At 62.5% G+C, this 23,435-nt stretch carries 33 protein-coding genes and 1 pseudogene; 20 read left to right on the top strand and 14 right to left on the bottom strand.

Annotation, left to right across the window (positions count from 1 at the left end; genetic code table 11):
• Nucleotides 1–6: 6 nt before the first annotated feature.
• Nucleotides 7–243, top strand: a complete 237-nt coding sequence (gene nqrM / locus GO499_RS07480) for a (Na+)-NQR maturation NqrM (protein ID WP_161861613.1) — start codon at nucleotides 7–9, stop codon at nucleotides 241–243.
• 16 nt (nucleotides 244–259) lie between these two features.
• On the opposite strand, the gene GO499_RS07475 is transcribed toward nqrM, so the two are convergent.
• Nucleotides 260–460 carry a hypothetical protein gene (locus tag GO499_RS07475; protein ID WP_161861612.1) on the bottom strand — a complete coding sequence of 67 codons (201 nt, stop codon included), beginning with the start codon at nucleotides 458–460 and terminating at the stop codon, nucleotides 260–262.
• An 81-nt stretch (nucleotides 461–541) separates the two neighbouring features.
• On the opposite strand from GO499_RS07475, the gene GO499_RS07470 reads away from it, so the two are divergent.
• Entirely contained in the window at nucleotides 542–1,063 is a 522-nt protein-coding gene (locus GO499_RS07470; RefSeq protein WP_161861611.1) for a CBS domain-containing protein, read from the top strand.
• Nucleotides 1,064–1,116: 53 nt separating this feature from the next.
• On the opposite strand, the gene GO499_RS19850 is transcribed toward GO499_RS07470, so the two are convergent.
• The 3 genes and pseudogenes from GO499_RS19850 to GO499_RS07460 form a co-directional block, all read right to left on the bottom strand.
• The gene (locus GO499_RS19850; protein WP_348520808.1) at nucleotides 1,117–1,395 is read right to left on the bottom strand and encodes a mechanosensitive ion channel family protein; all 279 of its coding nucleotides are present in this window, start codon (nucleotides 1,393–1,395) and stop codon (nucleotides 1,117–1,119) included.
• A 144-nt stretch (nucleotides 1,396–1,539) separates the two neighbouring features.
• Nucleotides 1,540–1,799 (bottom strand): annotated as a pseudogene (locus tag GO499_RS19845) (mechanosensitive ion channel domain-containing protein); the annotation flags it as partial.
• A 220-nt stretch (nucleotides 1,800–2,019) separates the two neighbouring features.
• Entirely contained in the window at nucleotides 2,020–2,748 is a 729-nt protein-coding gene (locus GO499_RS07460; protein ID WP_161861610.1) for a Crp/Fnr family transcriptional regulator, read from the bottom strand.
• A gap of 171 nt (nucleotides 2,749–2,919) precedes the next feature.
• On the opposite strand from GO499_RS07460, the gene GO499_RS07455 reads away from it, so the two are divergent.
• Nucleotides 2,920–3,306, top strand: coding sequence for a hypothetical protein (locus GO499_RS07455; RefSeq protein WP_161861609.1), 387 nt, complete (start codon nucleotides 2,920–2,922; stop codon nucleotides 3,304–3,306).
• Here the strand turns inward: GO499_RS07455 and GO499_RS07450 are convergent.
• Nucleotides 3,257–3,625, bottom strand: a complete 369-nt coding sequence (locus tag GO499_RS07450) for a hypothetical protein (protein ID WP_161861608.1) — start codon at nucleotides 3,623–3,625, stop codon at nucleotides 3,257–3,259. The genes GO499_RS07455 and GO499_RS07450 overlap by 50 nt on opposite strands.
• Nucleotide 3,626: 1 nt before the next feature.
• On the bottom strand, nucleotides 3,627–3,959 hold the full coding sequence (locus GO499_RS07445; RefSeq protein ID WP_161861607.1) for an ElaB/YgaM/YqjD family protein: 333 nt from the start codon (nucleotides 3,957–3,959) through the stop codon (nucleotides 3,627–3,629).
• A 125-nt stretch (nucleotides 3,960–4,084) separates the two neighbouring features.
• On the opposite strand from GO499_RS07445, the gene GO499_RS07440 reads away from it, so the two are divergent.
• From GO499_RS07440 to GO499_RS07430, 3 genes are all read left to right on the top strand, one after another.
• Complete coding sequence (locus GO499_RS07440; protein ID WP_161861606.1) at nucleotides 4,085–4,660, top strand: exopolysaccharide biosynthesis protein; 576 nt, start codon at nucleotides 4,085–4,087, stop codon at nucleotides 4,658–4,660.
• A 91-nt stretch (nucleotides 4,661–4,751) separates the two neighbouring features.
• Complete coding sequence (locus GO499_RS07435) at nucleotides 4,752–4,922, top strand: DUF1328 domain-containing protein (protein WP_161861605.1); 171 nt, start codon at nucleotides 4,752–4,754, stop codon at nucleotides 4,920–4,922.
• 134 nt (nucleotides 4,923–5,056) lie between these two features.
• Nucleotides 5,057–5,554 (top strand): Dps family protein, encoded by a 498-nt coding sequence (locus GO499_RS07430; RefSeq protein ID WP_161861604.1) that lies wholly within the window; start codon nucleotides 5,057–5,059, stop codon nucleotides 5,552–5,554.
• An 83-nt stretch (nucleotides 5,555–5,637) separates the two neighbouring features.
• Here GO499_RS07430 and GO499_RS07425 read toward each other — a convergent pair whose 3' ends face one another.
• Nucleotides 5,638–6,456, bottom strand: a complete 819-nt coding sequence (locus tag GO499_RS07425; protein ID WP_284154923.1) for a response regulator — start codon at nucleotides 6,454–6,456, stop codon at nucleotides 5,638–5,640.
• 85 nt (nucleotides 6,457–6,541) lie between these two features.
• Between GO499_RS07425 and GO499_RS07420 the strand changes: the two genes are divergently transcribed.
• Genes GO499_RS07420 through GO499_RS07400 form a run of 5 tightly spaced genes read left to right on the top strand, consistent with a single transcriptional unit; the run spans nucleotide 6,542 to nucleotide 10,752 of the window.
• Nucleotides 6,542–6,703 carry a NepR family anti-sigma factor gene (locus GO499_RS07420; RefSeq protein ID WP_161861603.1) on the top strand — a complete coding sequence of 54 codons (162 nt, stop codon included), beginning with the start codon at nucleotides 6,542–6,544 and terminating at the stop codon, nucleotides 6,701–6,703.
• The gene (locus GO499_RS07415) at nucleotides 6,700–7,248 is read left to right on the top strand and encodes an RNA polymerase sigma factor (RefSeq protein WP_161861602.1); all 549 of its coding nucleotides are present in this window, start codon (nucleotides 6,700–6,702) and stop codon (nucleotides 7,246–7,248) included. The genes GO499_RS07420 and GO499_RS07415 overlap by 4 nt, the downstream gene beginning before the upstream one ends.
• 8 nt (nucleotides 7,249–7,256) lie before the next feature.
• Nucleotides 7,257–8,990 carry a sensor histidine kinase gene (locus GO499_RS07410; protein WP_161861601.1) on the top strand — a complete coding sequence of 578 codons (1,734 nt, stop codon included), beginning with the start codon at nucleotides 7,257–7,259 and terminating at the stop codon, nucleotides 8,988–8,990.
• Between the two features lie 39 nt (nucleotides 8,991–9,029).
• A complete protein-coding gene (locus GO499_RS07405; RefSeq protein ID WP_161861600.1) occupies nucleotides 9,030–9,164 on the top strand; it encodes an entericidin A/B family lipoprotein in 135 nt (44 codons plus the stop codon).
• A 55-nt stretch (nucleotides 9,165–9,219) separates the two neighbouring features.
• Complete coding sequence (locus GO499_RS07400) at nucleotides 9,220–10,752, top strand: phospholipase D family protein (RefSeq protein WP_161861599.1); 1,533 nt, start codon at nucleotides 9,220–9,222, stop codon at nucleotides 10,750–10,752.
• Nucleotide 10,753: 1 nt separating this feature from the next.
• Here the strand turns inward: GO499_RS07400 and GO499_RS07395 are convergent, their stop codons facing one another.
• Complete coding sequence (locus tag GO499_RS07395; RefSeq protein WP_161861598.1) at nucleotides 10,754–11,854, bottom strand: AI-2E family transporter; 1,101 nt, start codon at nucleotides 11,852–11,854, stop codon at nucleotides 10,754–10,756.
• A 120-nt stretch (nucleotides 11,855–11,974) separates the two neighbouring features.
• Here GO499_RS07395 and GO499_RS07390 point away from each other — a divergent pair, with 120 nt between their 5' ends.
• From GO499_RS07390 to GO499_RS07370, 5 genes are read left to right on the top strand one after another with little or no spacing between them, the layout of a single operon-like run.
• Nucleotides 11,975–12,166 carry a PLDc N-terminal domain-containing protein gene (locus GO499_RS07390; RefSeq protein WP_161861597.1) on the top strand — a complete coding sequence of 64 codons (192 nt, stop codon included), beginning with the start codon at nucleotides 11,975–11,977 and terminating at the stop codon, nucleotides 12,164–12,166.
• 58 nt (nucleotides 12,167–12,224) lie between these two features.
• On the top strand, nucleotides 12,225–12,422 hold the full coding sequence (locus GO499_RS07385) for a CsbD family protein (RefSeq protein ID WP_161861596.1): 198 nt from the start codon (nucleotides 12,225–12,227) through the stop codon (nucleotides 12,420–12,422).
• Nucleotides 12,423–12,432: 10 nt separating this feature from the next.
• Nucleotides 12,433–12,939 carry a pyridoxamine 5'-phosphate oxidase family protein gene (locus tag GO499_RS07380; protein WP_161861595.1) on the top strand — a complete coding sequence of 169 codons (507 nt, stop codon included), beginning with the start codon at nucleotides 12,433–12,435 and terminating at the stop codon, nucleotides 12,937–12,939.
• Between the two features lie 11 nt (nucleotides 12,940–12,950).
• Nucleotides 12,951–13,976, top strand: coding sequence for an amidoligase family protein (locus tag GO499_RS07375; protein ID WP_161861594.1), 1,026 nt, complete (start codon nucleotides 12,951–12,953; stop codon nucleotides 13,974–13,976).
• Complete coding sequence (locus GO499_RS07370) at nucleotides 13,973–14,686, top strand: gamma-glutamyl-gamma-aminobutyrate hydrolase family protein (RefSeq protein WP_161861593.1); 714 nt, start codon at nucleotides 13,973–13,975, stop codon at nucleotides 14,684–14,686. Before GO499_RS07375 ends, GO499_RS07370 begins: the two co-directional genes overlap by 4 nt.
• Nucleotides 14,687–14,747: 61 nt before the next feature.
• On the opposite strand, the gene GO499_RS19675 is transcribed toward GO499_RS07370, so the two are convergent.
• Genes GO499_RS19675 through GO499_RS07360 form a run of 3 tightly spaced genes read right to left on the bottom strand, consistent with a single transcriptional unit; the run spans nucleotide 14,748 to nucleotide 15,940 of the window.
• Nucleotides 14,748–14,879 carry a hypothetical protein gene (locus GO499_RS19675; RefSeq protein WP_284154922.1) on the bottom strand — a complete coding sequence of 44 codons (132 nt, stop codon included), beginning with the start codon at nucleotides 14,877–14,879 and terminating at the stop codon, nucleotides 14,748–14,750.
• A 16-nt stretch (nucleotides 14,880–14,895) separates the two neighbouring features.
• Complete coding sequence (locus tag GO499_RS07365) at nucleotides 14,896–15,627, bottom strand: hypothetical protein (RefSeq protein WP_161861592.1); 732 nt, start codon at nucleotides 15,625–15,627, stop codon at nucleotides 14,896–14,898.
• A gap of 49 nt (nucleotides 15,628–15,676) precedes the next feature.
• Nucleotides 15,677–15,940: a DUF7218 family protein gene (locus GO499_RS07360; protein WP_161861591.1), complete on the bottom strand. Its 264-nt coding sequence runs from the start codon at nucleotides 15,938–15,940 to the stop codon at nucleotides 15,677–15,679.
• A 144-nt stretch (nucleotides 15,941–16,084) separates the two neighbouring features.
• Here GO499_RS07360 and GO499_RS07355 point away from each other — a divergent pair, with 144 nt between their 5' ends.
• From GO499_RS07355 to GO499_RS07345, 3 genes are read left to right on the top strand one after another with little or no spacing between them, the layout of a single operon-like run.
• The gene (locus GO499_RS07355; protein ID WP_161863871.1) at nucleotides 16,085–16,912 is read left to right on the top strand and encodes a formate/nitrite transporter family protein; all 828 of its coding nucleotides are present in this window, start codon (nucleotides 16,085–16,087) and stop codon (nucleotides 16,910–16,912) included.
• A gap of 9 nt (nucleotides 16,913–16,921) precedes the next feature.
• Nucleotides 16,922–18,232 carry a DUF2254 domain-containing protein gene (locus tag GO499_RS07350; protein WP_161861590.1) on the top strand — a complete coding sequence of 437 codons (1,311 nt, stop codon included), beginning with the start codon at nucleotides 16,922–16,924 and terminating at the stop codon, nucleotides 18,230–18,232.
• Nucleotides 18,233–18,243: 11 nt separating this feature from the next.
• Complete coding sequence (locus GO499_RS07345; protein WP_161861589.1) at nucleotides 18,244–19,575, top strand: mechanosensitive ion channel family protein; 1,332 nt, start codon at nucleotides 18,244–18,246, stop codon at nucleotides 19,573–19,575.
• A 3-nt stretch (nucleotides 19,576–19,578) separates the two neighbouring features.
• Here the strand turns inward: GO499_RS07345 and GO499_RS07340 are convergent, their stop codons facing one another.
• On the bottom strand, nucleotides 19,579–19,893 hold the full coding sequence (locus GO499_RS07340; protein WP_161861588.1) for a non-heme iron oxygenase ferredoxin subunit: 315 nt from the start codon (nucleotides 19,891–19,893) through the stop codon (nucleotides 19,579–19,581).
• Nucleotides 19,894–20,032: 139 nt separating this feature from the next.
• On the opposite strand from GO499_RS07340, the gene GO499_RS07335 reads away from it, so the two are divergent.
• Nucleotides 20,033–20,248, top strand: coding sequence for a DUF3329 domain-containing protein (locus tag GO499_RS07335; protein WP_161861587.1), 216 nt, complete (start codon nucleotides 20,033–20,035; stop codon nucleotides 20,246–20,248).
• Nucleotides 20,249–20,289: 41 nt separating this feature from the next.
• Here GO499_RS07335 and GO499_RS07330 read toward each other — a convergent pair whose 3' ends face one another.
• Nucleotides 20,290–21,342 carry a hypothetical protein gene (locus GO499_RS07330; protein ID WP_161861586.1) on the bottom strand — a complete coding sequence of 351 codons (1,053 nt, stop codon included), beginning with the start codon at nucleotides 21,340–21,342 and terminating at the stop codon, nucleotides 20,290–20,292.
• Between the two features lie 3 nt (nucleotides 21,343–21,345).
• Entirely contained in the window at nucleotides 21,346–23,376 is a 2,031-nt protein-coding gene (locus GO499_RS07325; protein WP_161861585.1) for an ASKHA domain-containing protein, read from the bottom strand.
• Between the last annotated feature and the right edge of the window lie 59 nt (nucleotides 23,377–23,435).

Below are 23,435 nucleotides of genomic sequence, written 5' to 3'. Positions count from 1 at the left end.
CACGCCATGGAAACCCTCTTGCTGACCTTCGGCATCCTCACCCTCATCATGCTCGGCATGGCCGTCGGCGTGATCTTCACGGGCCGCCGTATCAAGGGCAGTTGCGGCGGGTTGAACGCCATCGGCGATGCCGACCAGTGCCTTGTCTGCAACAAGGAAATCGACCCCGACAGCCCCCTGCGCGAACGGCTGGCCTGCCCTCGGGCCCGCCGCATGCTGGAGGCGGCGGAGGCCCGCAGCTGAGTCTGCGACTTCCGCGTCAGCCGCCGGTCTGCAACGGCACGAAGGCCAGCACCAGCAGCGCCACCGCCGCCGCCGCCCCGAACAGCCACAGTTGCCAGCGCGGTCCCTCCGCCTTCCAGACGTGCCGGTAGCGATAGCCCGCAAGGCACGCCAGAACGAAGATCGCCGTCGCCACCGGCGGTGTCAGAAAACTTCCTGAAAAAAAATCTGGTCCCATATCGTTCCGTCGGCGTTAAGGTTGTGAACAGCACCCGTGTCACACGACCGGCGCTGGCAATACAAGCAAGGAGACACCGGCATGCCAGAATCCTACAGACCGCACCTGCGCAAGGACGACGACAAGGACCGCACCGCGAGCCAGTCGGTCACCACCAATACCTCTGTCGGCCACGCAAAGGTCCAGGACATACTGGATCAGAAGAAGGGGCAGGTCGTCACCATCCGTCCGCAGCAGACCCTGCACGAGGCGGTGGAGATCCTGCGCGACAATCGCATCGGCGCGCTGCCGGTGGCTGATGCAACCGGTGCCCTGCTGGGAATCCTGTCGGAGCGGGATATCGTTCGCAAACTGGCGGACACGCCCGGCCACACGCTGCCCCACAAGGTCGAGGAGGTGATGACCCGCAATGTCGAGACGACGACAGTCGACGAGCCGCTCGTCACCGTGCTCAGGCGGATGACGGATGGCCGGTTCCGCCACATGCCCGTGGTGGATGGCGATGCGCTGACCGGCATCATCACCATCGGCGATGTGGTTCATTTCCGCCTGAACCAGCTAGAGCTAGAGGCTTTGCAGATCAAACAGCTTATCGTCGGCTGAGCCAACCGGCAGGCGCGGGCCATCCACGATGCCCCGCGCAACGCACAACTATCTCATCCCTTCGCGGCGGCCAGATCAGGCATCTCCGGCCCCGCGCCCTTGAAAGTCAGGGTCCGGTACGGGAAGGGGATCTCGATGTCCGCATCGTCCAGCGCCCGTTTCACCGCCGCCACCACCTGATCGCGGGAAGCGCGGATATCCACGGGGCGCGACCCCGTCCACCACGTGATCTCGAAGTCGATCGACGACGCACCAAATTCCTTGGCGAACACCTGCACATCGCGCACGTCGTCGCGCACGCTGTCCACTGCCACCACCGCTTTGCGGATCACCTCGCGGGCCTCGTCCACATCCTCGTCATACGCAACACCGCAGATAATCCCGGCACGGCGGAATTCCTTGTCCGTCCGCACGACGACCGGTTCATGAAACAACTTGGAATTCGGCACGACGATCAATTGTCCATTGGTCTGCCGCACCCGCGTGTCGCGGATGGTAATATCCTCGATCTGTCCCTCGATGCCTCACAGGCGATGTGGTCACCCAGCGTGAACGGCTCCCGCAGCAGGATCAGGATGCCAGCAAGGAAATTCTCGAACGTATCCTTGAACGCGAAGCCGATGGCGATGGAGCCAAGCCCCAGCGTCGTCAGTGCCTTTGCCGGCGTGATCGTCGGAAACACCACCGTCAGTGCCACCAGCACCCCGGCCAGCCAAATGGCCACCGAGAACAACATCGTCAGAACGTCCAGCAGACTTCGGCGCACCCGTGCGCGTTTGCCTGCGCGATAGATGATCATCCGCCCAAGGGCCACAGCGCCCCAGGTCAGCAAAAGCACCAGCAGCGCGGCGCCGATCGAGGGCAGGGCGCGGATCAGCGCTTCCCAGTAGCTTTGCATCTGCTCGGTCAGGGTGGGGATAATCTCGTCTTCCATAAGCTCAAAGGCCTTTCCGCCGTCAGATCAACGGCCTCTCCATTACGGAGTAATCATCAACATCGGCGCACTCCGCCAATAGCCTCAGATTCGACACGCGCAATATGCCGCTGTCCCAGCGCACCACTTGCCGTTCCCGCAACCGTTTCAGCGTCTTGTTGGTATGCACCAGCGAAAGCCCCAACGCGTCCGCCAAATCCTGCTGGCGATAGGGAAACTGGACCTGACCATTGTTGGCCAGCCCCAGCGCATCCATGCGGCAATAGTATTTCAGAAGCCCCCAGGCTATACGCTGCTCACCGTTCTTGCGGCCAACAACAGCCAGCGTTTCGCCAAGGAAGTGTTCCTCCAGCGCCGCCAGCCAGGTCAGATCGAAGGCCCGCTCGGGCTGGTGCCGGAAAATGTCCCACAATTCGTTTCGGGAAAAGACGCAGAGCGTCATCTGTGTCGTCGCCTCGACGGAGTGCTGCATCTCGCCCATCAATCCGGCTTGCAAGCCAACAAAATCGCCCGGCAGCACGAAGTTCACGACCTGTCGTTGTCCGTCAGGCATGTTCTTGTAGCGCAGACCAACGCCCTTCAGAGCCGTGAATAATTGCGGAGAGTTCGAGCCCTCCATGAGGATCGTTGACCCTGCGTCAACCGACAACTCCCCACGTTTGAATTCCTGCATGAATTTTACTTCGTCGGCGGACATGGATCGGAAGACTTGCAGTGTACGTAAAGGACAATTCCTGCAATTTATGGACATCGAATTCTCCCGCCGACTATGTCTTGGTTTAATGCATCAAGACGAGAATCGTTCCATGATCGGCATAATCAAGGATGCCTGTATCTCTCGATCCCGCGGCCTCGGCCTGCGGGCGGGCAATTCTGAATTTGTTTTGGGGGCGTGGCGGTGCGCCGGGGAAGGGGTTAGCCCGTGATAATGATTTATGAAGATGATTCTCTCGTCGGAGAGGATCTGCTGGAAATGGTTGCCGGCTATTCGCAGACAGATGCCGTTTTATTTGATGATATTGGTGAAATGGTTGTGGCGATCAAGGACGCGCCCAGACCGCCGTGTCTCGTGTTCGTCTGCTATCGGGCCGAAGCGCCGCACATGACGCGTTCGCTCGAAGAATTGGAGGCAATGGATTTCCCTGTTGTTCTCGTCGATGGCGCACTAGCCGTCGGAGAACGCGGGTTGCCCGATCACTGGTTCAGCCTGTCGAAGCCGTTTACCGATGGCAGTATCGCGAGGCTGTTCCAGATGCTTGTCAACGCGGGGGCGACTTTCGGAACGCCTGACCGGCGGCCTGACCCATAGCAAAGGCCTGCGCCACGGCAACGAACGGATCTACCCGATCTGCCTGCGCCTTGGCCCGTGCGGCCTGCGCCTGCCGGCGCGCCCGGCTCTTGGCCTTGGAAAGCACGACAAGCGTCAGCGCCAGCAGCAAGAATGCACCGGCCACGACAGCGGACGCGACCACCGGGTTATAGGCACCTGCAAGGTACAGCCATGCGGCATCGGTCACGAAATACAGGCCGATCACACCAAAGACCGCCGCCAGAACCGTGAAGACCACGGTTCCGGCGGTTTCGGCTGCCTTTGGCTCTGACAGGGCGCAGAGTATCAGGCGCAACATATCATTTACGGCCCGACAGAAGACCGACCAGCAGGCCCACGCCAGCGGCGACGCCCAGTGCGGCCAGCGGGCGTTCCCGCACCATCAGGGCCGCATCATCGGGCAGCTTGGCAACGGCGTTCTGGGCTGCGTGAAGATGTTCCTCACCCTTGGCGACGGCGTCACGTGCATTGCTCCGTGCCTCGTCAACGGCCCGTTGGCTCTGCTGGCGAGAATACGCACCGGCGTTCCGGGTCAGGGTGCCGATCTCTTCCTTCAGGGTGGACAACTGGGCTGCGAGCTCATCGAGCGTCACTGTCTGCCCGGCACTATTCTTGGCGGCTTGCGTAGCCATGATCATATTCCTTTCATTCCAGATATCCGCTCAACGGACGAGCGGCGAGAAAGTTCCGGCTTAGGGAAACAATTCCCTCCAGCGCGGCGTTGAGCGGGCAGGTATGCAGAAAGGCGGCAGCAACCATGGGCAACTCCAGCCTGGATACTTTCATCAATGATCTGAATTCCGCCGCCGATGGGGAGAAGACCAGCATCGGCGAAATCCTCGACGCCATCGGCTCGCGCTCCTTCGGGCCGCTGCTCATGGCCTTGGGCCTCGCCTCGGCGTCCCCGATCGGCGCAATTCCCCTCGCCACGCCGATCATCGTCGCCCTCACCCTGATTGTCGCGGGGCAGATCCTCGTTGGCTGTTCGCACATCTGGGTGCCAGACAGGCTGTGCCGGCAAGAGATGTCTTCCGACAAGCTGTCGAAAACCGCTGACTATATACAGACCTTCTTCAACTGGATTTCGGTCCTCACCAGTGAACGGCTTTCGTGGATGCTCGATCCGCCTATGCCGCGCGTCGCCGCTCTGGTCGCCATTCTGCTGGCGCTCTCCATGCTGCCGGTCATCCTTATACCCGGCGGCGTCTTGCCGGCCTCGGTCGCGCTGGCCTTCATCGGTCTCGGCATGACCACGCGCGATGGCCTGATCCTCCTCGTCACCCAGATCGCGGCACTGGTGATCCTCGCGGGCACCGTCAGCGTCCTGCTCTGAAGGAAAGTGGTGCGAAAGAAAAAATATTTGGAACCCATTCAAAATTCGCTGCGTTTATCCGATATCAGCACCACGCTAAAGGAGAAATTAAATGTTGTATTGGGCACTCATCTTTCTGATTGTTGCACTCGTCGCTGGCGTATTTGGCTTTGGCGGTATAGCTTCAGCTTCCGCAGGTATCGCGCAGATCCTGTTCTTCATCTTCATCGTTCTGTTCGTCGTGGCACTCATAGCTCGGGCCGTCCGTGGCCGCGCTCCCTGACGCGCAGCGACAGTGAAAAACCAAAAAGGGTGGCCCTCGGGTCACCCTTTTTCTTGTCACGGAAGCCGTTCCGCGGCGGAACAATCAAGGCGAGCAGGCGTTCCCGTCTTGCAACTCGAAAAGAGGAGAAAATCATGTCCGAAGCATTGAATGTCGTCCCATCGGTGGAAGAAGTCGAAACCGGAGTTCAGAACCGCAAGGGTATCGCCGAAGGCCTTGCCGACGTCCTGGCGGATACCTACCGCCTGACGTTCAAGACCCATGCCTACCACTGGAACGTGTCCGGCCCGCTGTTCTATTCCGTCCACAACCTGACGGAGGAGCAATACGAGAATCTCTTCGCGGCCTCCGATGAACTGGCAGAGCGCATTCGCGCCCTCGGTCACCTCGCCCCGATGAAATTCCTCGACCTTGACCAGAAGTCCTTCGTCAAGGATCCGGCCGAAACGCCCAGCGCCGGCGAAATGGTGTCCGATCTTGCGGCCGACCATGAGCGTATCGCCCATCGCCTGCATGCGCTGATCGAACTCGCCGCCGCCCGCAAGGACGAGGTGACAGCCGACCTCGCCACCCAGCGTTCAGCCTTCCACGAAAAGGCCGCTTGGATGCTGCGCGCCCTCGTTGCCGAGTGAAGGGCAGGGTGCGCATAGTCGCAGATAGCAAAAAGCCCCGCCGACCGGCGGGGCTTTTCTTGTTTCTCTGTTGCGATGCCGGCTTAGGCCAACACTTCCGAGGATGCGAAGAACAGCGATTGGCTGACCGCCAGGCGCACCTGTTCCTCCGTGAACGGCTTGGTGATCAGGAACGCCGGTTCCGGCCGCTCACCAGTCAGCAACCGCTCCGGATAGGCGGTAATGAAGACGATCGGAATGTTGGGCATCATCTTCAGGATGTCATTCGCTGCATCGATGCCGGAAGAACCGTCGGCAAGCTGGACATCGCACAGCAACAGGTCCGGCCTATGCTCGTCCGCCATCGCCACCGCTTCCGTCCGTGTCCGTGCTATACCGACGACACTGTGGTCGCCGTCCGACACGATCGCCTGAATATCCATGGCAATGATCGGCTCATCCTCAATGATCATTACCCGGCCCTTGAGTTCCGTGGCCATTTCGGAAAGGCCCACATCAAGGAATTTGGTAGCCTCGTCCGTATCCACGTTCATCACCTCTGCAATCTCCTCCGGCACCAGCCCTTCCATGGTGCTCAGCAGCACGGCTTCGCGCGTGTTGGGCGTCAGCGCCTGCAACCGGCGCTGCGCCTGCGCTTCCATGCCTTCGCTGAGGTCGCCCGCAGGTGCGATCGACCGGCCGGAACTTGCCCAGATGCTGTGGAAAACGCGAAAAAGCGCCACTTTCGGGCGCAGATCGGTGTCGAAAGCCGAAGGATCGGCCAGGATGGCTTCGAGAGTCGTCGCCGCGTAAGTATCTCCGCGGGTCTGGTCTCCGGTAAGCGCCCGTGCGTATCGCCGAAGGTAGGGAAGTTCCCCTGCGATCAGCGCACTGACGTTCACCCCTTCACTTTTTTCACTCAATTTGTACCTCCTGCCAAAATTCTGGGAACAAAACGCAGCAAGGTGCGTTATGTTCCGCAGTGCAGGCAACTTTTTGATAGATGTGATGACCAATAACAAGCGTGACGATGAAAGAGGGCGGGAAAAGGTTCAGGATCAGATCCAGGAAAACCTCCGCAAACTCTATGACGAAACTCTAAACGAGGATCTCCCGCCTCAGTTCCTTCAACTTCTGGCCAAGCTGGAACAGGAGGATCGCTGCAAATGAGCGTTCCTGATGTGAAGAGCGAGCTGGTGGAGCATCTGCCGGCAATGAGGGCCTTTGCCCGAAGTCTGGCGCGCGATGCCTCCGCCGCCGACGATCTCGTGCAGGATACCATCGTCAAGGCGTGGTCCAATCTCGACAAGTTCAAGCCCGGCACCAACCTAAAGGCTTGGCTGTTCACCATTCTCCGCAACACCTTCTACTCCAATATCCGCAAGAAAAAGTGGGAAGTCGAGGACGTGGACGACGAGATGGCAGGCCAGATGTCCGTCAAACCCGAACACGACGGCCGCCTCGCCATGGAGGAGTTCAAGCACGCATTCGTCCGCCTGCCCGACGATCAGCGTGAAGCCCTCATCCTCGTTGGTGCCTCCGGCTTCTCCTACGAAGAGGCTGCGCTGATGTGCGACTGCGCCATCGGCACGATCAAGAGCAGGGTGAACCGTGGCCGCAAACGTCTTACGGAACTTCTGGGACTCGACGATGACGAAGACCTCAGCCTGACCGACAAGGGAACGCTCGCAGCGCTCACCGAACCTTCCATATGAGGCGTGCCATGTGGCGCAATCCATTCCGCTCATTGCGCAACCCTTCTCTCCGCCTCAAGATGGCAGCTGTGCTCGGCGTGGCACTGCTGCCTCTTGGCGTTATTTCGGTTGTCCAGACGTATAATTTCGGCATGGGTGCGCGGGAATTGTCCCGCACCGCACTCCTGGCCGCGACCGAACGCGCCGCCTCGCAGGAGCGTTCGCAGATGCTCGAGGCCCTGGAAGCCTCGCAATCGCTCGGTCTTATAGTTCTCGATCTTCTCGACGATCCTGATGCCTGCTCGCGGATGCTGGCCAATTACGTGCGCCGCTCGCCCGACAAGGTGCTCGCAACCTTCCAGTCCACCACGGGTCGGATGATTTGCGCCTCGCAGGGGCTGGGGCTCGACCTGTCCGACAATTCGATCTTCCTGCGCCTTTCGGAGGAGCCGCGCCAGATCATCACCATCCGCGAAGCCGGGGCGATCAGCCAGCGCCCGGTGATCGTCGCCACCTCGCCCATCTATCGCGAAGGCAAACTGATGGGCTACATGTACATCTCCGTCCCTCGCGGCATCCTGTCCGACACACCCGAAGAAGACGAGGCCCTGCAGGAAGGCTTCTCCCTGGTCCTGTTCGACCGTCGCGGCATGATCATCGCCACCGAAACCGGCGACGAGAAACCGGAGAACCTGCTCCCCGCCGACATGCAACTGGCCTCCCTCACCGCCTCTCGCTCCTTCACCTTTCCCGCCCGTTCCTCTGCCGGGCGTTTGCGCCACTATGCCGTCGTGCCCCTTCTGGCCGAGGACATTTTCGCCATTTCCAGCTGGGATCCGAACATGGTCCCCTATGATGGGCAGCGCGGGATTCTCGTGCCGCTGATCTTCCCGATGCTGATGTGCATCGTCTGCCTGATCGTCGCCTACATCTCTGTTGATCGCATGATCATCCGCCCGATCTCTGCCATGCGAACCGCCATGGCGGAGTTCGAACTCGGCCGCCGCCGGTTCAGCCCGAAACTCCGCGCCAACGCACCGGGTGAGATGCAGGAGCTTGCCAAGGGCTTCCTGTCGCTTGCCGAAACCGTCGCCGAGGACGAGGAGGAACGCGAGCAGGCGCTGCGCGACAAGAACGTGCTCCTGCGCGAAGTCTATCACCGCGTGAAGAACAACCTGCAACTGATCGTGTCGATCATGAACATGCAGATCCGCAACGCCGCCACCCCAAGGGAGAAGCGCCTGCTCCAACAGCTTCAGGAACGGGTGATGGGCCTCTCAATCGTCCACAAGAACCTCTATCAGGCCACCTCGCTCGCCTCCGTCCGCGCCGACAATCTGCTGACGGAAGTCGTCCGCCAGCTTGTCGATGCCGGTGCCCAGCGGCCCCAGGGCCTGAAGATGACGATGGATTTCGACCAGGTCACCCTCTACCCCGATCAGGCCGTACCCGTGGCGCTCCTCATCACCGAGGCTGGCACCAATGCGCTCAAGCATTCGGGGGAGCAGGACGCCCGCACTGAGGTTTCCTTCTCGCTGAAGCGCGAGGATGACAACATGGTCGTCATCACCGTCCGCAACACCCGCACCGACGATACCCCGGAAGCACAGGGCAGCGGCGGCCTTGGCACGCGCCTCATCGAAGCTTTCGCCCGCCAGTTGGACGGCGAACTCGAACGCGGCGAGGAGAATGGCATCTACACCCTCCGCGTCCGTTTCCGGCTCGAAGGACCGCCTGAAAATGGCAATGGAACCAATTTCTGAACCTCGCGTTTCATCGGTACGAAACAAAAGGATACTCTCATGAAAACCATCGCCGCTTTTCTTCTGCTTGCATCCCTCGCTGCCTGCAATACCGTAGACGGTGCCGGCCAGGACATCTCCGCCGGTGGCGACGCTCTCTCCGGTGCCGCAACCGACGTTCAGGAAGATCTGTAAAACCGTCAATCGCTGCGCCCCTGTTCGGAGGGCATCTATTCAGGGGCCTATCACCGTGTCGGTTGAAACTTTCAAGACGCTGTTCACGGCTGCGGAAGCCTTTCCCGCGCTGGAGGGGCTCTTTCTCGAAGCCCGCTCGGAAATCCGGGCGGGTTTCCGCATCTTCGACCTCGACACCCGCCTGCGCTCCGAGCGGGCCCGCGCCATAGGGCGCACATGGTACGATCTGATGTTCAATACGCTGGAACGCGGCGTCGACATCCATTTCACCCTCTCGGATTTCGATGCCATCGCCGGCCCGGATCTACACCGTGGCACCTGGACATCAGCGGCACAATTCTACTCTCTCGCCGAGGAAACGCGTGACTTCAACGGTACGCTGTACTTCAACACCGCCCTGCATCCGGCCAAGAGCGGCATCCTCCCCCGCATCGCCTTCAGCCCCCTTGTCCGTCGCCGCCTCGCCCGCCAGATTGCCGAGCTGAACGCCATGCCGGCGGAGGAACGCAAGGGCGAACTGGCCGTCCGTCCGGGATTGAATCGCCTCGTTCACGAGGACGAGGATGGCACACTACGCCAGCGCCGGCGCCCGTTCTTCCCCACGGTCTCCCCCGCGACCCACCACCAGAAACTTGCCGTCGCCGACGGTGAGAAGCTGATCATCGGCGGCATCGACGTCGATGAACGCCGCTACGACACGCCGGAGCATGAGCGCCCGGCCGAAGAAACCTGGCAGGACATCAGCGCGCTCGTCACCGGCCCGGTTGCTGCCGATGCCGCCGATCACCTCGCCACCTTTGTGGACGCCGCCCATCCGCCGCCGCCCGGCTCGGCCTTTCTCAAGACGCAGTCGGAACCGCACCGCAAGCGCCTGCTCGGGTTGGCGCCACAGATGGTGTGCAACCAGATGGAAGAGGCGACCTGCGAGCTGATCGCCTCCGCCCGGCAGCTGATCTACCTTGAAACGCAGTTCTTTCGCTCGCGCGTGATTTCCCGCGTCCTCGCCGATGCGGCCCACGCCAATCCGGAACTGGGGCTGATCCTCATAATCCCGGCCGCGCCAGAGGATGTGGCTTTCGAGGGCAAGACCGGTCTCGATGCCCGCTATGGCGAATACCTACAGGCCCGCGCCGTGCGCCGTGTCCGTCGCGCCTTCGGCAACCGCGCCTTCATCGGCATGCCGCTGCAACCGGTGCGCAGCACCTCTGACGGTCGCGATGCCGCCCACGGCAGCCCGATCATTTATATCCACAGCAAGCTGACCATCGCCGATGAGACGGGTGCGATACTCAGTTCGGCCAATCTCAACGGCAGAAGCATGCGCTGGGATACGGAGGCGGGCCTGCGTCTCGAAGATCCCGCCCATGTGCGCGAGTTGCGCAGCCGCGCCTTCGCCCATTGGCTGCCGGAAAATCCCGCCCCGGAATACTTCGGCCTGCGGTCCGCAGTCACCAACTGGCGCAGCCTTGCCACCGCCAACATCGCCAAGGCGCCGGAGGATCGGCAGGGTTTTCTCGCGCCCTATTCGGTCCGCGCCGCCGAAGAATTCGGCAGCCCGGCGCCCGGCATTCCCGAAGACTCGCTCTGAATCAGCCAACGGCCTGCTGGGTTTCCTCCGCAGACATATCCTCTTCCATTTCTTCCAGCGCTTCCTGTACCGGCGTATCCATGGGCACGTCGTCGGGTTCCTTCTTCTGGAAAATCGCGATCAGCGCCAACAGGACGGGAATGGCGACGAAACCGCCCACCGGCCCCCAGAGCCACAGCCAGAACACCAGAGAGACGAAGACAAGCAGCGCATTCACCTTCAGTTGCTGGCCGACGAAACTCGGGGTCACGAACTGGCCTTCGAGGATATTGAGAGCAAAGAAGCAAAGGGCAGGGACGAAGGAGTAGAATCCGTCGAACACCACCACGCCCGTCACCCCCAATGCGGCAATAACCAGCGAGGGGCCGAGGTACGGCATGAAGTTCAGCAACGCCGCCAGCACCGCCCAGAGGATGGGCGAGGGCATACCGGTAGCCTTCATCACCAAATAGGTTGCCAGCCCGAGAATGGCGTTGATCAGGGTAATGGCCGCAAAATAGCGCGAGACATAGTGTTCCGCCGCCACCAACCGATGGGCGATACTCTGCCGCATCTCCGGCGTGCTGCCCAGTCGCGTCAGTGCATCATAGATTTCCCGGCGCGTCAGAACGAAGAAGAACAGCGCCCCGATAAAGATGACGATCTGCGCCATCAGCGTCGGCGCGAAGGACAGGGCCGACATCATGCTTGTCTTCTGCTCGGCATCGACCACTGCGCCGCCTTCATCGCCGCTGACGGCGTCGGAAATTTCCTCGGTCATCTCCTGCAATCCGGTCAGCACCGCTCGGAATTCCGTGATCTCGCGCTGGATCTGCGCCCAGATGATCGGGCCACGGTCAATCAGGCGTGAAACCGGCGGTTCCAGCAGCAGGACGGTAAATGCCAGGAAACTCGCGCCGACCACCAGAATGAAGATCGCCACCGCAACGCGCGGCAGCTTCATCCGCTCCGCCAGGTTGGCAAGCGGGCTGAAGACGACGCCGATTACGATGGCAAGAAGGGTGGGCGCGAACACGTTCTGCGCAAGGCTGAGACCGGCGAAAATGGCGAAGGTAGCAAGGATCGCCATCGAGTACCGGTAGACGTCGTCTGTAATTTTCATAATGTTCTCCCCCGTTCGTAACCAGCCGCACGGCCAAAGGTTCCCGCCACTGGCGAAAATATTACCGGGAACATTCTCCAAATGTTTCGCGTTGTTACTGCATCAACAACGGAGATTGTCATGGAACTTTTCAGCGGCCTCGGTGGCCTCATCATCCTCATCCTCGACGTCTGGGCGATCATCTCGATCATCGGCTCCGGCGCCAGTACGGGCAGCAAGGTTCTCTGGGTTCTTGTTGTTCTCATCCTGCCGATCCTTGGCTTCATCGCCTGGCTCGTCGCCGGTCCCCGTTCGGGCCGCGCTCTGACCTGAGGACGGCCCGCTAGGGCCGCCACTCCCTCAACCATCCATTCCTTGAAAGGAAGCACAAATGAACTGGGATCAGATCGAAGGTAAATGGAGCCAGCTCAAGGGCTCGGCTCAGGAACAGTGGGGCAAACTCACTGACGACGAACTGCAGGAAGCCGCTGGCGAACGTGAAAAGCTCGCCGGGCTCGTGCAGGAGAAATACGGCAAAGCCAAGGAAGATGCGGAGCGCGAAGTCGACGAATGGCTCGCCCGCATGTGAGGAGGACACCATGAGTGACCACCACGACAAACAGGAACTGGAAAGGCGCCTCTGGAAGCGCCTTTCCGACCACGCCGCCGGTATGCTCGGTCTGCATGATCGCGACATGCACATGCAGCCGATGCACCCCTATGTGGACGAGGAGCTGAAGACCCTGTGGTTCATCACCTCCCGTGACACGGATCTCGTTTCGGCCATCGGTGTCGGCGCCACAGCGCACTTTACCGTCACCGATGACGACAAGGGATTTTACGCCTGCATGCGCGGTCCGATCGTCCAGTCCTCTGACAGCAAGAAACTGGACGAGATCTGGAGCATGGTCGCCGCATCCTGGTTCGAAGGCGGCCGTGACGACCCCAATATCGTTCTATTGGAAATGCCGCTGTCGGACGCACTCGTCTGGGCATCGGATGAAAGCGGTCTCGAATTCGCGATCCAGATCGCACGCGCCAACATCATGGGCGGCACGCCCGACGTCGGCACCCGCGCGCATCTCGAATTCTCGACGGCAGCCTGAGGTTTCCCTCCGTGGGCGCGAACACCACCAATGTCACCCTGCCCACACGGCGGCGGAGCCCACGCTCCGCCGCCGACACGCGTTTCGTACCGCTTCCGCATCCGGAAACCCGCAGCGGTCAGCCGCGCAGGACCGGGGTGGAGCTTGAATTCGGCGGCCTCGCCGAATCCACTGTCGTTGAGATCGTCCAATCGCATTTCGGTGGCACCGCCAGCCGCGACGCCCGGACACATTTCGTGGAGGCCGACTGCGGCACCTTCGAAATCTATCTGGATAGCGCCATCGGCAAGGATGCGCCCGATGGCAGCCTCACCGCCCGCGGCAGGGAGCTTGGTCGCGCCATTGTCCCGCTGGAACTCGTCGCTCCGCCGCTCGCCACAGCCGATCTGCCGAAGCTGCAGCAGGTGGCCGTAGATTTGCGCCACGCCGGTGTCACCGGCACCGATGGCGGCCTTCTTCTGGGTTTCGGGATGCATCTCAACATCGCCACCCGCTCGACCGACATGGATGACATCTACCCGACCATCCGCGCCTACGCGCTGCTGGAAGACTGGCTGCGCGGTTCCGACCCTATCGACCTCAGCCGTCGCATCCTGCCATTCGTCGATCCCTATCCCCGCAGCTTCCTCGGCGCAGTCGCCGAGACCGAGGTGATGGATTTCGATGCGCTCGCAAGCCTCTACCTGCAGCACAATCGCACCCGTAATCGCGGCCTCGATCTCTTGCCGATCCTCGCCGAGATTGACGAGCCCCGCGTGCGCGAAATCATGGGTGACGAGAAAATCGGCCCGCGTCCTGCCTTCCACTACCGCCTGCCGGATTGCCGGCTGGATCAGCCGCAATGGTCCATCGCCTACGATTTCAACCGCTGGGGTGTGATCGAAGCCGTGGCGGCGGAGCCGGAGGTCCTCGCCGATCTCGCCGCCGGTTGGCAACGCTACCATGATCGCTGGACGACGATGCGCGGCGATTGGCGCGCCTGGACGAACGACTATCTGCGCACCCGCGAATTCTGGCATTGGGAGGGCAGGGGATGAGCCGCCCGACAATCGGCGTCACCGTCTCCACCCGCTCCGGCTGGCGCATCTTCCCCCTCGTCGCCTTCAACGTCTGGCTGGGTGGCGGGCGCGCCGTCAAATGGACCTCCCGGCGCGAGGCCGACATCTCCTCCGTCGATGGTCTCATCGTCGGCGGTGGCGACGATATCTCCGCCGATCTTTACGGCGGGGAACTCGTCGCCAAGTCCCGCGTCGATCCGGAGCGTGACGCCCTCGAACACCGCCTCGTTTCCGAAGCGTTCGAGCAGGACAAACCGGTTCTCGGCATCTGTCGCGGCTCCCAGATGCTCAATATCGCTGCTGGTGGTACTCTCTGGCAGGACGCCTATGGCCAGTTCACCCAGAGCCGCAAGGTCTGGACGATCCTGCCGAAAAAGACCGTGCGACTCGATCCCGACAGCCGCCTCGCCGCCATTGCCGGTCCGCGGGAAATGCGCGTCAACGCCCTCCACAGCCAGGCGGTGCAGGATCTGGGCCGCAATTTCCGTGCCGTCGCCCATGACACCGGCAGCATGATCCAGGCGATCGAGCGCACACGCGATCCTTTCGCCATCGGCGTTCAGTGGCACCCTGAACACCTGTTCTATGCGCACCGTCAGCGACGCCTCTTCCACGCCCTCGTCACCGCCGCCGCCGCCCGAAGGGACCGGCGCCGCCAGGTGGAAGCGGTGGACGCCGTTCTCGCCTGACGCCTGAAAGGCAAAAAAAACCTGCCCATCCGGGGCCGGTTCTCTGTGTCAACGATCCTGCCTATTCCGCTGCCAGCACAAGATTACCTTCCTTGGCCAGCCAGCGCTCGATCCGTCGCTGGTGATATGTCGACAACGCGATAAGCGCTGCCAACAGCGCACACGACCCGATCAGAACCAAAAATACCGTCACGCCCCCAAACTCCCCTCTACGCCGAAACGCCGTAATATGCTGCTGTCGTGTCCAGCCAGTTACGGTCTACCCGGTCGAAATGCTCCAGTCGCGGGCCGTGTTCGATCTTGTCCTTGCTGATATCCAGAACGGTGTGATTTTCGCCCTTGGCCACTCGTGACACGGCGGATACCGGGATTACCCGTTGGCTTTCGGCGATGGACTCGCCGGTATCGACCACAACATGCGTCACCGTCAGTGTCTCCGGATTGGCAAGGAAGTCGATTACCCGGCCCACTGGCCCTTCGCTGTTGAACGCTTCCGAACGCGTGGCTTCCGTCAGTGGGAACATCCGCTCCAGCCGCTCGGCCTGCGCCGGATCAGGGTCATCCGTCACATCGCCAGGCCGCACCGACATATCCAGCAGCATCGGAGAGATGGCTCCGGCTGCCGAGGCCGTGAACAGGCTCGGGAACACATAGCTTTCATCCCAGGAATTGCCGCTACTGCCAGCAAACTCATGCAGGTCGGGCGCGTCCTCTGCCATCTGTTTCGTGAGGTCGATCTTTAAACTTCGATCACTCGCGGACATCTCGGTAATGCGATCAGCGGAAACCACTGCCGACCGGCGCGAGAACCAGCCGCCGATGTCCAGCGCCAGAAACTGCACCCGCCATGTCTTGCGGTCTACAAAGATTTCCGAAATCGAAGGCGAAATGTCATCCGCCTTCGCCTTGAATTTCGTCAGGTCCATCAGTGAAACAAGCATTGTGTACCTCCTGACGGAACAACGCGCGAACACCCTTTTCTGTTCCTCATCAACTGCTCCGCAGCGCCTCGATCAGTTCGTCCTTGTTCATGCCGGAGCGTCCCTCGATGTCCAATTCCTTGGCCCGACCGTATAAGTCACCCACGGTCCACTCTTCATACGGCGGGGCTTTCCCGCCCTTCTTCGACGGCTTCATGCCGTCGTTCGCTTGTGCATTGGCGATCCGCGCCGCCTTGCCCTTGCTCGCACCCTGCTCCAGCAGGGCTTCATATGTGTCGTCGTCCTTGATCGTAGGGCCATGTTTGTCGGCCATGTCGCTTCCTCCTGTTTTCGTTTTCTTTACCGGGAAACTGCTGCGGGCCGGGATGGTTCCCCAATGCTCTTGCACCGGCGGCGGGAACCCTTAGGCGTCCCGGCGCGTTCATTGTCGGATGACATATCCGGAGACGTGATCGAGATGGCGAACGACAAACAGGCAGTGTCCAACGAGGAAGAAGCCGAACACGTTGAACGGGCCTCCAATTTGCCCTCGAAGCTGATCTACGAGGTCATCCGCCGCGACGGGGACGAGGAACTGACGCGCCCAACATCCTCGCTCATGTGGTCCGGCGTCGCCGCCGGTGTCATGATCAGCCTCTCGGTCCTCGGCGAAGCCATCTTCCGCGCCAATTTGCCCGACGCGCCGTGGCGACACCTAATTGAGAACATCGGCTACAGTTTCGGCTTTCTCGTCGTCATCCTTGGGCGGATGCAGCTATTTACCGAGAACACGATCACCACGGTCCTGCCGTTTGTGTCCAAGCCGCGCTTCTCCGTCGGTTTCAGCGTGCTGCGGCTCTGGGGCATTGTCCTCTTGGCAAATGTCATCGGCGCCTTTTTCGCGGCGGCTCTCTACGCCTGCACCACCGCAGTGACGCCGGAGGTTCAGGCGGCCATTCTGGAATTGTCACATCACGCCCTCGACATGCCGTTCTGGCAGGCCTTCTTCCGCGCCATTCCCGCCGGTGTGCTCGTTGCATCCATCGTCTGGATGCTGCCGCAGGCCCGCGAGGCCAGTTTCTTTGTCATCCTCACTTTCACCTGGATCATCGCCGCCGCCGATCTCACGCATATCATCGCCGGCTCCGTGGAGATGGCCTATCTGCTGCTTCTCGGCGAAATCGGCATCGTCGCGGCAGTTTTCGGTTTCTTCCTGCCGGTTCTCGCGGGCAATGTGATCGGAGGCACCGCAATCTTCACAATGATGGCCTGGGGGCAGGTGCAAGCCGAGGTCGAATCCGAATAGGGTAGGGACATGCTGCGCAAGATCATACCCGGCCCGCTGTTCGTGGGCCTGCAACGGATGATTTCCGGCTTCCTCTTCCTGCCGTCGCTGATCGCCCTGTCCGGCGTGCTGATGGCCTTTCTCATCGTCTGGGTGGACCGCCGCTTCTTCCCCGGCTCCTTCCCGGACTGGCTCGGCTTTCTCAACATCAACGCCACCGGCGCCCGCACCGTGCTCGACACCATCGCCGGCGCGACGATGACTGTCATCTCCCTGGTCTACTCCCTCACGCTCGTCGTCTTCACCCTCGCAGCCGCCAACATCGGCCCCCGCCTGCTGGAGAACTTCACCAACAACCGCGTCAACCAGGTCACCATCGGCCTGTTGTCCGCCACCTTCCTCTATGCACTAATCGTCCTCTACATCGTCGGTGAGGAGGAGGTGCCGAAACTCTCCGTCGCCGCCGCCATCGTGCTCGTTACCATCTCGCTCTTCACCTTGATCTACTTCGTTCATGACGCCGCCCGCTCCGTGAAGGTCGACAGCGAGATCGCCCGCACCCAGAAGGTCCTCCGCCGGGAGATCAACCGCCTGCTGACAAAGGAACCGGCCGAGGACGAGGACGACGCCCGCCACATCCCCGATGGCCACGGCCGCCCCATCCGCGCGCCGAGGCCCGGCTACATCACCGCCGTCGACACCGAGGAACTCTGCCGCCTCGCCCGTCTCGGCGACGGCTTCATCACCATGACTGCGCAACTCGGCGACTATGTCGTCAAGGACGAGACGATGGGCGAACTCGTCGATTGCGGCGAGGATTGCACGGAGGAGGACGCGTGCCGCGCCATCCTGCTTGCCGACGCCCGCGCCCCCGACGGCGACATCAAGTTCAACATCCACCTCGCCGTCGAGATCGCCATCCGAGCCCTCTCGCCGGGCATCAACGACAGCTACACCGCCATCAGCGCACTCGATCAGATGTCCGGCTCCCTCGCCATGCTGCTCCAGCGCGGCATCCCCTCGCCGCTGCACCGCGACAAGGACGATACCCCCCGCGTCTGGATGCCGATCATGGAAATCGCCGACATCGTCGGCACCGCCCTCCACCCGCTCCGCCGCGCCTCGCAGGGCAACATGCTGGTGACGCTCCGCCTCGTCCATGTCATCGGCAAGCTCCGCCGCATCGCCCACGACCGCCACGACGCCGTGCTCACCGCCCACCTCCGCCACATCACCGAGGACGGCAAGCGCCACGTCACCGGCCGGCACGACCGCAGCACGCTGGCGGAGGCGATCCGTGCCGCCCGCGCCCGCAACCCCGAAACCCCGGCCCGCGGCTGAAGGGAGTTCCGATGTTCCGCCTGTTTGCCATCCTGCTCCTGCTCTCCGCCACGCCGCTCGCGGCCCAGACCGGCGAGGAAACGGCCCCCTCCGGCCCCATTGCGGTAGAGGCCGACGCCGGCACTGACAGCGCCATCGCCACCAAGATCCGCGGCATCCTCACCCAGATCGACGGCTTCGGGCAGGTGCGCGTCTCCGTCTCCTCCGGCGTCGTCACCCTCTCCGGCAACGTTCGCTCCAGCGCCGAACTGGAGGAATTGGAGGCGCTCGTCACCCGCGTCGAGGGCGTGGCCGCCATTCGCAATCAGGTGGCCGAAACCACCGACCTGTCGGAACGGCTGACACCGGTGGTTGATCGGTTCCAGAACCGGGTCGACACCACCATTGCCTTCCTGCCGCTGCTGGCCGTTGCCTTCCTCGCCTTTCTCGCCATTACCATCCTCGGCTTCTTCCTGGCGGCCCGCAGCTTTCCATTCAACCGCATCGCTCCGAACGCCTTCATCGCCGACATCTATCGCCAGATCCTGCGGATCGCCTTCGCCATCGCCGGGCTGGTGATCGCACTCGACATTCTCGATGCAACCGCGCTCCTCGGCACCATCCTCGGCGCCGCCGGGATCATCGGCCTCGCCATCGGCTTCGCCGTCAAGGACACGGTGGAGAACTTTATCGCCTCGATCATGCTGTCCATCCGGCAGCCGTTCGAACCCAATGATGTCGTCGAGATCGAGGGCGACATCGGCAACGTCATCCGCCTCACCTCTCGCGCAACCGTACTGCTATCGCCCGATGGCAATCACATCCGCATTCCCAATTCGCTGGTGTTCAAGAGCCGGATCGTCAACTACACCCGCAACGCCGAACGCCGCTTCGACTTCACCCTCGGCATCGACGCCGACGCCGACATCGCCGCCGCGCGCGATACCGCGCAGGCGGCACTGGAGAGCCTGCCGTTCGTCCTTTCCGCCCCCGCTCCGGCCACATGGGTGCAGGATGTCGGCGATTCCAATGTCCTGCTGTTCCTCGCCGGCTGGATCGACCAGCGCGAAACGGATTTCGCCCGCGCGAGGGGAGAGGCGATCCGCACCGCCAAATCCGCACTGGAAACCGCGGGCTTCGGCCTGCCGGAACCGATCTACCGCCTGCGTTTCGATGATGCCCGCGCGTTGCTCACCGCCACCGAGACCGACAGGCAATCCACGCCGGCGCCGCAGCCCCGGCCGGCACCTGCGCCTGCCGCAGCGGTGCAGACGGAAAAGGACGATACCATCGAAAAACTGGTGGAGGAGGAACGCGAGACGACAGAGGATGATCTCCTCTCGAAACAGCCGCGTCTGGAATAGGCGTCAGCCAACGGCCACGAACACCGCATCGCCCTCGACCTTGGTTTCATAGGTCGCCAGCGCATCGCAGGCCGGCATCCGCTTGGCCTCGCCTGTCCGGTAATCGAACCGGCCACTGTGCATCGGGCATTGAATGAAATTCTCGGTCATCACCCCGTCAGCCAGATGCACGTACTCATGGCTGCACAACCCGTCGGTGCAGTAGAAACGGGCCTCGTCATCACAATAGACGGCATAGGTCTTGCCGTCATGGTCTAGCCGTCTGACGGTCCCGAGGTAGAATTCCTCCAGCTTGCCCGCCTCGATCCAGTTACTCATGCACATACTCCATAGATCCTCGCGCCGAGTCTGGGGGCAGGGGGCCCGCAGGTAAAGTCCAATCCGGTCATTCCGGCCCGGGACTTGCGCGCTGCCCATCCCGCGGGCATTGTTGCGCAAATTCCGAGTTGGGGGACTCATGCGCATCTTCGACCTGTCCGAACCGTTCTTTGCACCGCTCTGGCGGCGGGTCGTCATTGTTGCCGTCTGTATCGGCTGGGGCGTGCTCGAACTGGCGGCGGCCAGTTCCTTCTGGGGCTTCGTCTTCCTCGTCACCGGTATTTATTGCGCCTGGGTATTCTTCATCTCCGGACCGTATGCGACCAGAAGACCCGGCAAAGATCCGAAGGCCTGACATCACGCCGAAAGTCCATGCCAAGCCGGGCGGACCTGTCGTCAACCGGCCTCGCACAGGTTCAGCGTCTCGAACCCGTCACCGTGAAACGCCACCCGGCATCCGTCCGGCGCCACTACGGGTGGCGTGACGACCCCGTGACGGACCGTGCGCCACCCCGCCTCAGGTGTGAAAAGATGCAGCCCCTGCGCCGCCACCGGAAAGCCGTAACCGTAGGAATGGGCCAGAATGCCGGCACCCGCCGGTTGAACGTCGATATACTGGTAGCAGCCGCAACCGCAGGAAAAACAGATCAGGCTCTCGCCATGATTGCCAATGAACGGCCCGCCCGGCACGGCCAGGGCTTCCGCCGTTTCGGCTCCGGGTTGCAGCACCCAGAAGCTGCGTGGCCACGTGTCGTCCCAATGCGCCCGCAGACCGCGCTGCCAGAGCAGGTAACTCCCATCCGCCGGGTTCCGCCGCGCGTCCGGCCCGTAGCCGTCCTGCCATTCCGCTGTGGCGGCCACCGGTTCCAGCACCACCTCCCGCGCTTCCGAACCCGTTCCCAGCAGCAGGTGCAGGGCTCCGTCGCGTTCCTCATAAGCCACGTCTTCGGCATCGCTGCCCGCCAGCAGCGCATCATCCGGCCGCGCCGGGCTGCCGGGCGTCAGCTCCGGCCGGTCTCCCAGAGCGCGGCAATCGACCGGGTTGCGGCGTGGTCCGGTCTGTGGTTCGCCATCGGCCACAAACCGGTCCGCCTGCCAGCGTCCCGACAGTTCCTCGCCGCTCCATTGCGTCGTCGTGCCGCTCCGCCGCGCGACACTGAAAATCCAGGTGTCTCCGTTGTAGCAACCGCCGCCCGGATCGAAGACCCAGCCCTCCGCCATCTGATAGATTTCCCGCTCGCCGCCACCTGTGTCCCGCAGTGACAGCCCGGTGGCAGAGACGGTCAGCACCGTCTGCGCATCCACCCAATGCACCGGCACCGGCACGCCGTCCGGCTGGCTGCGCGCCGTCTTCTCCCGGTCGAGGCTGAACAGGAACAGCGCCACGGCAATCACCAGCGCCAGCATCAGTGCCCCGAGTGTCACCAGAATGCCCAAAACCCAGCGCACGGGTCAGCCCCGCCGCCGTCGCCGCCGCCCGCCATCCTCGCCGCCGGTGTTGAAGCTCGGCTCCGGAAGCGGCACCGCCGCCCGCAGCAGGTCGAACGGCGCCGTCTTGTGGGGAATGTGGTTGGCGGCTACGAAATGCTCCTGGAACCGCGGCTCGACCGCCGTCTCCACCTTCTGGATCCGCCCGACCGTGCCCTCGATCTCCCGCCGCGCCGCCGAGTTCAGCAGCGCGATCCGCGCACCCGTCCCTGCCGCATTGCCGGCACTCGTCACCTTCTCGACGGGACAGTCCGGAATCATCCCCAGCACCATCGCGTGCTTGGGGCTGATATGCGCCCCGAAGGCACCCGCCAGCACCACCCGGTCAACGGCGTCGACGCCCAGCTGGTCCATCAGCAGTCGCGCCCCCGCATAGAGCGCCGATTTCGCCAACTGGATTGCCCGCACGTCGCCCTGTGTCACCAGGATACGCGGCCCGCCCTTCGCGCTACCGTCATGCAGCAGGTAGGAATGCGTGCGTCCATCCTCCACCATCCGCGTCGTGCCCGTCTGTGCGGCGGAGCCGATCAGCCCGCCACCATCAACCAGTCCCGCCATCCGCATCTCGGCGATTGCCTCGATGATGCCGGACCCGCAGATGCCGGTAATCCCCTGCGCCCCGATCGCCTCGGTGAAGCCCGGTTCGTCGGACCAGATTTCGCAGCCGATCACCCGGAACCGCGGCTCCTTGCTCTCCGGGTCGATCTCGACGCGCTCGATTGCCCCCGGCGCCGCCCGCTGGCCGGAGGAGATCTGCGCCCCCTCGAACGCCGGCCCGGTGGGCGAGGAACAGGCCAACACCTTGTCGCGGTTGCCCAGCAGAATCTCCGCATTCGTTCCCACGTCGACGATCAGCACCAGGTCGTCCGACAGGTTCGGCGCCTCCGACAGCGCCACCGCCGCCGCATCCGCCCCCACATGGCCGGCAATGCAGGGGAGAATGTAGATCCGTGCGTCCGGGTGCATGTCCAGGTCCAGCTCCCGTGCCCACAACGTCAGCGCCCCGGATGTAGCCAGCGCGAACGGCGCCTGTCCAAGCTCCACGGCATCGATCCCCAGCAGCAGATGATGCATCACCGGGTTGGCCACGAACACCGCCTCCAGAATCAGCGCGGGTTCGATCCGCGCCTCCGCTGCGATCTGGCTCACCAACGCGTTCAGCGCATCCCGCACCACCCGCGTCATCTCCTTGTGGCCGCCGGGGTTCATCATCGAATAGCTCACCCGGCTCATCAGGTCCTCGCCGAACCGGATCTGCGGGTTCATCAGACCGGAGGACGCCAGCACCGCCCCCGTCTGCAGGTCGCACAGATGGCCGGCAATGGTGGTCGAGCCAAGGTCGACCGCCAGTCCGTAGATCGTCCCCTCGTAATACCCCGGCCAAACCTGCACGATCCGTGCAGGCCCCAGCCCGTCGCCGTGATAGACAGCGCAGGTCACCTTCCACGCGCCCTTGCGCAAAGCCGGTTGCAGCATCTGCAGGGTGCGCAGGTCGCCCTCCACATGCACCAGCCCCCACTGTTCGGACAGCGCCTTCACCAGCCGCTCCAGGTCGCCCGATGGCGCGTGCATGTCCGGTTCCTCGACCTCGACGTAATAAAGTCGCGTCGCCGGATCCATGACGATCTCCCGCGCCTCCGCGCGCTTTCTCACCACCTGCTTGTGCACCTGGCTTTCCGGCGGCACGTCGATCACCACGTCACCCTGCACCGTCGCCTGACAGCCCAGCCTGCGCCCTTCGGTCAGCCCGCGTTTAGACTTGTAGCGCTCCTCGACGGAATTCCACTCCGACAACGCGCCGTCACGCACCGTCACCCCATGCTTGGAGAACTCGCCATAAGCGGGCGTGATCTGGCATTTCGAGCAGATGCCCCGCCCGCCGCACACGCTGTCGAGGTCGACACCCAGTTGCCGTGCTGCCGTCAATATCGGCGTGCCCACGGGGAAATTGCCGCGCTTGCCGGATGGGGTGAAGATGACCAGTGGATCTTTCATGCCTGTCGCCTTTGCTTTGCAGCGAACATATAGGCCGCCACCGGATTGAAAAGCGCTGA

The sequence above is a fragment of the Algicella marina genome (assembly GCF_009931615.1).
GTDB lineage: Bacteria > Pseudomonadota > Alphaproteobacteria > Rhodobacterales > Rhodobacteraceae > Algicella > Algicella marina.
This window is presented reverse-complemented; position numbering and strand designations above follow the sequence as displayed.

Excerpts from the sequence above, each read along its gene's own strand:
- nqrM (WP_161861613.1), top strand. The coding sequence starts at position 7 with ATGGAAACCCTCTTGCTGACCTTCGGCATCCTCACCCTCATCATGCTC.
- GO499_RS07475 (WP_161861612.1), bottom strand. The coding sequence starts at position 460 with ATGGGACCAGATTTTTTTTCAGGAAGTTTTCTGACACCGCCGGTGGCG.
- GO499_RS07470 (WP_161861611.1), top strand. The coding sequence starts at position 542 with ATGCCAGAATCCTACAGACCGCACCTGCGCAAGGACGACGACAAGGAC.
- GO499_RS07460 (WP_161861610.1), bottom strand. The coding sequence starts at position 2,748 with ATGTCCATAAATTGCAGGAATTGTCCTTTACGTACACTGCAAGTCTTC.
- GO499_RS07450 (WP_161861608.1), bottom strand. The coding sequence starts at position 3,625 with ATGTTGCGCCTGATACTCTGCGCCCTGTCAGAGCCAAAGGCAGCCGAA.
- GO499_RS07445 (WP_161861607.1), bottom strand. The coding sequence starts at position 3,959 with ATGGCTACGCAAGCCGCCAAGAATAGTGCCGGGCAGACAGTGACGCTC.
- GO499_RS07440 (WP_161861606.1), top strand. The coding sequence starts at position 4,085 with ATGGGCAACTCCAGCCTGGATACTTTCATCAATGATCTGAATTCCGCC.
- GO499_RS07435 (WP_161861605.1), top strand. The coding sequence starts at position 4,752 with ATGTTGTATTGGGCACTCATCTTTCTGATTGTTGCACTCGTCGCTGGC.
- GO499_RS07430 (WP_161861604.1), top strand. The coding sequence starts at position 5,057 with ATGTCCGAAGCATTGAATGTCGTCCCATCGGTGGAAGAAGTCGAAACC.
- GO499_RS07420 (WP_161861603.1), top strand. The coding sequence starts at position 6,542 with ATGACCAATAACAAGCGTGACGATGAAAGAGGGCGGGAAAAGGTTCAG.
- GO499_RS07415 (WP_161861602.1), top strand. The coding sequence starts at position 6,700 with ATGAGCGTTCCTGATGTGAAGAGCGAGCTGGTGGAGCATCTGCCGGCA.
- GO499_RS07410 (WP_161861601.1), top strand. The coding sequence starts at position 7,257 with ATGTGGCGCAATCCATTCCGCTCATTGCGCAACCCTTCTCTCCGCCTC.
- GO499_RS07405 (WP_161861600.1), top strand. The coding sequence starts at position 9,030 with ATGAAAACCATCGCCGCTTTTCTTCTGCTTGCATCCCTCGCTGCCTGC.
- GO499_RS07395 (WP_161861598.1), bottom strand. The coding sequence starts at position 11,854 with ATGAAAATTACAGACGACGTCTACCGGTACTCGATGGCGATCCTTGCT.
- GO499_RS07390 (WP_161861597.1), top strand. The coding sequence starts at position 11,975 with ATGGAACTTTTCAGCGGCCTCGGTGGCCTCATCATCCTCATCCTCGAC.
- GO499_RS07385 (WP_161861596.1), top strand. The coding sequence starts at position 12,225 with ATGAACTGGGATCAGATCGAAGGTAAATGGAGCCAGCTCAAGGGCTCG.
- GO499_RS07380 (WP_161861595.1), top strand. The coding sequence starts at position 12,433 with ATGAGTGACCACCACGACAAACAGGAACTGGAAAGGCGCCTCTGGAAG.
- GO499_RS07370 (WP_161861593.1), top strand. The coding sequence starts at position 13,973 with ATGAGCCGCCCGACAATCGGCGTCACCGTCTCCACCCGCTCCGGCTGG.
- GO499_RS07365 (WP_161861592.1), bottom strand. The coding sequence starts at position 15,627 with ATGCTTGTTTCACTGATGGACCTGACGAAATTCAAGGCGAAGGCGGAT.
- GO499_RS07360 (WP_161861591.1), bottom strand. The coding sequence starts at position 15,940 with ATGGCCGACAAACATGGCCCTACGATCAAGGACGACGACACATATGAA.
- GO499_RS07355 (WP_161863871.1), top strand. The coding sequence starts at position 16,085 with ATGGCGAACGACAAACAGGCAGTGTCCAACGAGGAAGAAGCCGAACAC.
- GO499_RS07350 (WP_161861590.1), top strand. The coding sequence starts at position 16,922 with ATGCTGCGCAAGATCATACCCGGCCCGCTGTTCGTGGGCCTGCAACGG.
- GO499_RS07345 (WP_161861589.1), top strand. The coding sequence starts at position 18,244 with ATGTTCCGCCTGTTTGCCATCCTGCTCCTGCTCTCCGCCACGCCGCTC.
- GO499_RS07340 (WP_161861588.1), bottom strand. The coding sequence starts at position 19,893 with ATGAGTAACTGGATCGAGGCGGGCAAGCTGGAGGAATTCTACCTCGGG.
- GO499_RS07335 (WP_161861587.1), top strand. The coding sequence starts at position 20,033 with ATGCGCATCTTCGACCTGTCCGAACCGTTCTTTGCACCGCTCTGGCGG.
- GO499_RS07325 (WP_161861585.1), bottom strand. The coding sequence starts at position 23,376 with ATGAAAGATCCACTGGTCATCTTCACCCCATCCGGCAAGCGCGGCAAT.